Raw genomic sequence first — 5,333 nt, 5'->3', positions numbered from 1 at the left:
GATCGCGGCCCACACCGCCGGCGCCGACCCGCTCCGGGCCGACCTCGAACGGCGGCTTGACCATCCACGCCAGGTCCCCGCCGCCGCGGGTGCCGCCGGCCAACGCCGGCAGCACCAACCGCAGCGAGATGAACGACAGGTCGGCCACCGTGAGATCGACCTGGCCGCCGATGGTGTCCGCGTCGAGGGTACGAACGTTGGTGCGCTCCAGAACGCGGACCCGCTCGTTCGTGCGCAGCGGCCAGGCGAGCTGCCCGTACCCGACGTCCACCGCCACCACCTCGGCCGCGTCGGCGCGCAGCAGCACGTCGGTGAACCCGCCGGTCGACGCGCCCGCGTCCAGGCAGCGCCGCCCGGCGACCCGCAACCCTCCGGGGGCGAACGCGGCCAGCGCCCCGGCGAGCTTGTGCCCGCCCCGGGAGACGTACTCCTCGGCGGGGTCCGCACCGGTCACCAGGAGCGGATCGGCGGGGTCGACCATCGCGGCCGCCTTGCGGGCGACCACGCCCCGCAGTTGGACCCGGCCGGCCTCCACCAACGCGGCGGCCTGCTCACGGGAGCGGGCCAGACCGCGCCGGACGAGTTCGGCGTCCAGCCGGTTACGACGTGCCATGGGTGGTTCTCCGGTCTGCTCAGGCCTGGTCGTCCCGCTCAGGTCTGGTCGATGGTGGCGAGGGTTTCCCGCAGCGTCTCGTAGGCCGCCTCGTAGTGGGCGATCTGGTCGGCGGGGGCGAGCGTTGCCGCGTTCGCCAGGGACTGCACGGCGGCGTCCACCGCCGGGTGTCGCGTGTCGTCGTCGTCCCCGAACTCCGGCGGCGGCCCGGGGCGGGCACCCGCCGGCGGGCCGGGCCGGGCCGGGAAGGAGCTGCCCGCCGGTGGGCCGGGCCGGGCCGGGAAAGACCCGCCGGGCGGTGGGCTGGGCCGGGTCATTCGGCGTCGTCCGGCCGCTGCTTGCGGACCGCCTTCTTGGCGGGCATCGCCGCCGGCGTCGGAACGTCCTCGTCGGCGGTCCGGCTGACCGTCGCCGGAGGCTTCTTCGCGATGGCCTTCTTGGCGACCGCCTTCTTCGCCACCGCCTTCTTCGCCACCGGCGCGGAGACCGGCGCACCGGCCGGGGCGTCGGACGGCACGAGGCCGGTGCCGGGCCGCGCGGCGGCAGTCGGGTCGGGTGCTGCCGTCGGGCCGGCGGTCGACGCGTCGACGGACCGCGCCTCCCGCAGTTGCCGCTCCAGGTCGTGCACCCGTCGGGTCAGCTCGGCCACCTCGTCGGCGGTGGCCAGACCGACCGCGCCGAGGGCCCGGTCGACCTCGAAGCGGACCAGTTTGGTCAACGCCTCCCGGTTGGCGGCGCTGGTGGTGAGCAGTTCCTCGCCGAGGGCCTGGAGTTGGGCGGCGGTCGCGCCGCCGGAGCCGACGAGGCGACGTGCCACGTCCTGGGCCTTCTTCCGGGGCGCCTCCGTCAGGCCCATGGCCAGCTCGAGGTAGGCGCGCCACGCGTCCTGCATGCCTGAGTCCTTCCACGGGGCGGGGTGTGCAGGTGTCACGCTACCGGGCACCCCGGACCGGTCCGTGCGGTACGGTGCCGAGGACGGCGTGGCGATCAGCGAGGGGGAGATGTGGCCAGCGTGGACGAGTGCCGCCAGGCGTTGCAGGAGCTGGCCGCCCGGTTGGACCGCAACGCCGAGACGGTACGCGAACGGATCGACCTGGACCGGACGCTGGCCTGCCGGATCACCGACCTGGACACCGCGTTTCACGGCCGGATCACCGGTGGCCGGCTGGTCGAGCTGACCGACGGCGACGACCCCAAGGCCAAGATCGCGCTGAGCACGTCCAGCGACGACCTGCTCGCCCTGGTCCGCGGCGACCTGGACGTCACCAACGCGGTGACCTCCCGCCGGGTGTCGATCAAAGCCAACCCGTTCGACCTGCTGAAGCTGCGCAAGCTGCTCTGAACTGTTGCCGTCACTCGGCAGCGGTCAGACCGAAGCTCTCCATCGCCTGGGCCGCGTCCGGGCCCACCGGACGGATCTTCGGCAGCGCCGGCACCGGCGCCGACCAGGCCACCGCGCAGAGCGCCGCCAGGGCGTCCAGCTGTCGACCGGTCCCCGCCAGCTCCAGCGTGCCGTCCCGGTCGGTCACTGACCAGCCGCCGGCGTCCGCCGGGCCCGGGACCCGCACGGCGGCAGCCGGGTCGAACAGCCCCGCCAGGTCCCTCGCGACGTACGTGGGACGCCGCTGCGGCTCGGCGGCCATCAGATCCGGTACGCCGTGCACGCCGGTGAGCACGAGCAGGCTGTCCAAACCCGCCCGACAGGCGCCCTCGATGTCGGTGTCCAGCCGGTCACCCACCACCAGGCTCCGCCCACCGCCACTGCGGCGAGCGGCGGTCTCGAACAGCGCCGGTTCCGGCTTGCCGACCACCACGTCGGGGTCCCGCTCCAGCGCCGTCCGCAGCACGGCGACCAGCGAACCGTTGCCCGGCAACGGACCCCGCCCACTGGGCAGGGTCCGATCGGTGTTGGTGGCGATCCAGATGGCACCCGCCCGCACCGCGATCGACGCTTCGGCCAACTCGGCCCAGCCGACCTGCGGGCCGTACCCCTGCACCACCGCCGCCGGCTTCTCGTCGGCCTGGGTGACCGGGGTCAGACCGACCGCGCGCAGTTCCGCGCGCAGCGCCTCCGCGCCGACCACCAGCACCGACGCGCCGGCGGGCAGCCGGTCACGCAGCAACTCGGCCGAGGCCGCGGCGGAGGTGAGGACCTCCTCCGGCCGGGCCGCCACACCCATTCCGGTCAGCAGGTCCGCGACCTCGCTGGAGCGGCGGGACGCGTTGTTGGTCGCGTACGCCACCGCCCGTCCCTCGGCGTGCAGCCGGGCCACCGCCTCGACGGCGCCGGGGATCGGCCGGTCGATCAGGTAGATCACGCCATCCAGATCGAAGACGACCAGGGTGTACCCGTCGAGCAGCCGCTCCCCCACGCCCGCGCTCACCGCCGCGTCGACCCTGACTCGTCGCCCTCGGCCGGCACGGTCCCGGCGGCGTTCGCCGTGTCCCCGTCCGCTGTGTCCCCGTCCGCCGCGTCGCCGGACGTCACACCGCTGTCGCCAGCGGTGCCCGCGTCGGCGTTGCCGCTTCCGCTGGGGTGACGGTCCTCGTCCTCGTCGTCGAAGTCCTCGTCGTCGCCGGGACGGCTGACAGCGGCGTCGTCCTCGTCGTCGTCGAAGTCCGCGTCGTCCTCGTCGCCGTCCTGGTCGTCGTCTTCGTCGCCGTCCTGGTCGTCGTCTTCGTCGTCGTCCTGGTCGTCGTCGTCTTCGTCGTCGTCCTGGTCGTCGTCGTCTTCGTCGTCGTCGTCTTCGTCGTCACCGGTCAGGTCGGCGTCGGGTCGGGCCGGCACCGCGCCGGGAGCCCCCGGGCCCGCGGCGATCTCCTCGGCGGCCTCGTCCTCGTCGTCACCCTCGATGACCACACCGTCGAGTTCGAGCAGCCGCTCGGCGGCGTCGGTCTCGCCCTCGGTGTCCACGTCAGCGGCGCGGGAGAACCACTCGCGGGCCTCGTCGCGCCGACCCACCGCGAGCAGCGCGTCGGCGTACGCGTACCGCAGCCGGGCCGTCCACGGCACGGTGGCCTCGCTGGTGAGGTCCGGGACCTGGAGCATCGCGACCGCGGCGTCCTTCTGCCCGAGGTCGCCCCGTGCCCCAGCGGCGACGATCAACAGTTCGATCGCCACGGCCTGGTCCAGCTTCTCCCGGTCCGCGCCCCGGAACAGGTCGATGGCCCGCTCCGGCCGGCCGAGAGCCCGCTCGCAGTCCGCGAGCACGGCCAGGTGACTCTGCAACCCGCTCATCCGGTGGTACGTGCGCAGTTCGGCGATCGCCGACTGCCACTCCCCCGCGTGGTACGCGGCCAGACCGACCGCCTCACGGACGGCGGAGATGCGCGACGCCAACCGCCGGGCGGCCAGCGCGTGCGCCAACGCCTCGGCGGGATCCTCGTCGATCAACTGCCCGGTCGCGACCAGGTGCCGGGCCACCGTCTCGGCGACCGGCTTGTTCAGCGAGAGCAACTCGGCGCGGACGTCCTTGTCGAGGTCGGTCGCGACGATGTCGTCCGGCAACGCCGGGGCCGAACTGCGCCCGCCCTCGAACGACTCGGAGCCACCCGCGCGGTCGTCCCGACGGAACTCCCCCTCGCGACGTGGCCGCTCGTCGGCCCGGGAACCGCCGGTGCGCTCTCCGCCCCGGTAGCCGCCCTCGCGGTCACCGCCACGGAACCCGCCCTCGCGGTCACCGCCACGGAACCCGCCCTCACGGCGGTCGCCGGAACGCGAGCTGTCCCGGTCGCCGCCACGGAAGCCGCCTTCGCGGCGGTCACCGCCACGGAACCCGCCGTCGCGGTCGCCGCCGCGGAAGCCACCGTCGCGGTCACCACCGCGGAAGCCACCCTCACGCGGCGGGCCGGAGCGAGTGCGGTCACCACCCTGGTACCCGCCCTCACGCGGGGCGCTGGAACGCGAGCTGTCCCGGTCGCCGCCACGGAAACCGCCCTCGCGGCGGTCACCGCCACGGAACCCGCCGTCGCGGTCGCCGCCGCGGAAGCCGCCTTCACGCGGGGCGCTGGAACGCGAACTGTCCCGGTCGCCGCCACGGAAACCACCTTCACGGCGGTCACCGCCACGGAACCCGCCGTCGCGGTCGCCGCCGCGGAAGCCACCCTCACGCGGCGGGCCGGAGCGAGTGCGGTCACCACCCTGGTACCCGCCCTCACGGCGGTCACCACCACGGAAACCACCGTCGCGGTCACCACCACGGAAACCACCCTCACGCGGGGCGCTGGAACGCGAACCGTCCCGATCGCCGCCACGGAAACCACCCTCACGGGAAGGTCCGGACCGGAACCCACCGTCACGGGGAGCACCCGAGCGCGACCCGTCCCGGTCACCGCCGCGGTAGCCGCCCTCGCGGGGGGCGCTGGAACGCGAACCGTCCCGGTCACCGCCGCGGAAGCCACCGTCACGGCGATCGCCGCCGCGGAAACCGCCGTCACGCGGGGCGCTGGAGCGCGAGCTGTCCCGGTCACCACCACGGGAGCCAGAGTCGCGGCCGCCGGCGTATCCGCCTCGGGCGCCGCCGCTGTCACGGTCTCCCCGGTACGGAGGCCGGTCTCGGTCGTCGCGGCGCGGGCCGCGGTCGCGTCCGCCCGCACCGTCAGTACGGTCTTCGTAACGACGGGGACGATCTCCGCCCTGCGGTCCTGAACTCACAGGTACATCCTTCCTGATTGCGCCACCAATGGCGCTACGCAGTCGAGGGCCGACCCCGATTGGGCG

General features: G+C 74.5%; 6 protein-coding genes. 1 reads left to right on the top strand and 5 read right to left on the bottom strand.

Annotated elements, in window-relative coordinates; all coding sequences use genetic code 11:
* The 3 genes from KBX53_RS21145 to KBX53_RS21135 all read right to left on the bottom strand — a co-directional run.
* The coding region (locus KBX53_RS21145; protein WP_210861192.1) for a TlyA family RNA methyltransferase at nucleotides 1-613 on the bottom strand (613 nt) is incomplete at its 3' end.
* Between the two features lie 38 nt (nucleotides 614-651).
* Entirely contained in the window at nucleotides 652-930 is a 279-nt protein-coding gene (locus KBX53_RS21140) for a hypothetical protein (RefSeq protein WP_210861190.1), read from the bottom strand.
* Nucleotides 927-1,505: a phasin family protein gene (locus KBX53_RS21135; RefSeq protein ID WP_030334912.1), complete on the bottom strand. Its 579-nt coding sequence runs from the start codon at nucleotides 1,503-1,505 to the stop codon at nucleotides 927-929. Before KBX53_RS21135 ends, KBX53_RS21140 begins: the two co-directional genes overlap by 4 nt.
* Nucleotides 1,506-1,616: 111 nt before the next feature.
* On the opposite strand from KBX53_RS21135, the gene KBX53_RS21130 reads away from it, so the two are divergent.
* Nucleotides 1,617-1,955: an SCP2 sterol-binding domain-containing protein gene (locus KBX53_RS21130; RefSeq protein WP_030334914.1), complete on the top strand. Its 339-nt coding sequence runs from the start codon at nucleotides 1,617-1,619 to the stop codon at nucleotides 1,953-1,955.
* A gap of 10 nt (nucleotides 1,956-1,965) precedes the next feature.
* Here the strand turns inward: KBX53_RS21130 and KBX53_RS21125 are convergent, their stop codons facing one another.
* A complete protein-coding gene (locus KBX53_RS21125; protein WP_210861188.1) occupies nucleotides 1,966-2,997 on the bottom strand; it encodes an HAD-IIA family hydrolase in 1,032 nt (343 codons plus the stop codon).
* Nucleotides 2,994-4,037, bottom strand: a complete 1,044-nt coding sequence (locus KBX53_RS21120; RefSeq protein ID WP_309140822.1) for a hypothetical protein — start codon at nucleotides 4,035-4,037, stop codon at nucleotides 2,994-2,996. The genes KBX53_RS21125 and KBX53_RS21120 overlap by 4 nt, the downstream gene beginning before the upstream one ends.
* Nucleotides 4,038-5,333 lie beyond the last annotated feature (1,296 nt).

The organism is Micromonospora sp. M51, from assembly GCF_018070305.1.
GTDB lineage: Bacteria > Actinomycetota > Actinomycetes > Mycobacteriales > Micromonosporaceae > Micromonospora > Micromonospora parva.
Note: the sequence above shows the minus strand (reverse complement) of the source record. Positions and strands in the feature narration are given on the sequence as shown.